The organism is Xanthomonas sp. SHU 166, from assembly GCF_000364685.1.
Classification (GTDB): domain Bacteria; phylum Pseudomonadota; class Gammaproteobacteria; order Xanthomonadales; family Xanthomonadaceae; genus Xanthomonas_A; species Xanthomonas_A sontii.
On the sequence record NZ_AQOJ01001021.1, the window covers coordinates 1 to 1,693 of the forward strand.

At 72.0% G+C, this 1,693-nt stretch carries 1 protein-coding gene; it reads right to left on the bottom strand.

The features are described 5' to 3' along the window. Positions 1-1,545, bottom strand: a 1,545-nt coding sequence (locus D180_RS22390) for an ATP-binding protein (protein WP_043091576.1), incomplete at its 3' end; no start/stop codon positions are given. Positions 1,546-1,693: the final 148 nt, after the last annotated feature.

The window sequence follows — 1,693 nt, forward strand, 5'->3', positions numbered from 1 at the left end:
CGCATCGGCCTCGCGCTGGCGCCACTGCCGGGTAGCGGCGTAGCCGTCCAGCACCGGCATCTGGCAGTCCATCATCACCAGGTCGTACGACTGCCGCGACAACTGCGCCAATGCGGCGGCGCCGTCCTCGACGCTGTCGGCGTGGTGGCCGAGCGATTCCAGCAGCCGCCGCGCCACCATCAGGTTGACCGGATTGTCCTCGACCAGCAGCAGGCGGTAGCCGCTGCGCGGCGGCGACGCGTCGGCCACCACGGTCGTCGGTTCCGCGGCGCGGGCCGGTGCGGGGGCGTCCATGAGGTCCGTTGCGAAGGCATCGTGGTAGAACGCGTCGGCGGTGTCGGCGCCATCGCCAGCGGTCTCGCTGGCCAGGCTCGGCGTCGCCGGGGCCAGCGCCAGCATGCTGCGCAGGTCGATGTCGGCGGCCTGACGCGACAGCAGCGCGCCGTGCGCGCGGATTTCCTCGGGAATGTCGGCCTCGCCATACAGCCAGATCAACCGCGCGGTCTGCGGCGCCGGCAGGCGCGCCACCGCCCGTTGCAGGGCGCGCGCGCTCTGCCGCAGCCCGTCCAGGTCGCCGATCACCAGGTCGTAGGTCGGGCGCACACTACCGCCACTGCCGTTGCCGCGCAGCCGCTCCAGCGCCTCCTGGGTCGAATCGACCTTGCTCACCTGCACGCCCCAGTTCGGCAGCAGCACGTTCAGGCGCTGCTGCAGGCGCTGGTCGGCGCCGACCAGCAGCGCATGCAGCCGCGGCAGGCCGCCCGGATTCTGCGGCAGGTCGCCGATCACCTTCAGCAGCGGGATCTCGAACCAGAACGTGGCGCCCTGGCCCTGCCGCGACGCCACGCCGATGCGCCCGCCCATCAGTTCGACGATGCGCTTGCAGATGGTCAGGCCCAGCCCGGTGCCGCCGTACAGGCGGGTGGTGGAGGCGTCGGCCTGGGTGAAGGCCTGGAACAGGTGCTCCTGGCGCTCGGCGCTGATGCCGATGCCGGTGTCGCGTACCTCGAAGCGCAGCAGGTGCTGTGCCGGGGTCTCGCCGAGCCGGCGCACGCCCAGGTCGATGCCGCCGCGCGCGGTGAACTTGACCGCGTTGCCGAGCAGGTTGCTCAGCACCTGGCGCAGGCGCACCGGATCGCCGCGCACCGGCAGGCGCACCGCCGGGTCCAGTTGCAGCGCCATGCGCAGGCCCTTGGCCTCGGCCGCGCGCTGCATCAGCTCCAGCACGCCGTCGAGCAGTTCGCGCAGGTTGAAGGTGGTGATCTCCAGCTCCAGCCGGTTCGCTTCCAGCTTGGAGTAGTCCAGGATGTCGTCGACGATGCGCAGCAGTTGCAGCGAGGAGGTGTTGGCCGCGCGCAGCATCTCGCGCTGGTCCAGGCCGAGCGGGCCGCGCCCGATCAGTTCCAGCATCGGGATGATGCCGTTGAGCGGGGTGCGGATCTCGTGGCTCATCGTCGCCAGGAACTCGCCCTTGGCCAGCACGGCGGCCTCGGCGGCCTGCTTGGCCTGCAGCAGTTCCTGTTCCAGCCGCTCGCGCACGTGCACGTCGTGCTGCAGGGCGTTGCGCTCGGACTCGGCCAGCGCGGCACGCGCCAGCGCCGCATCCAGGCGTTCGATCTGCTGGCGCGCGCGGCAGCCAGCCAGGGTGGCCAGCGCGGCGGCGGCGGCCATGCACAGCGGCGCCAGCCAATGC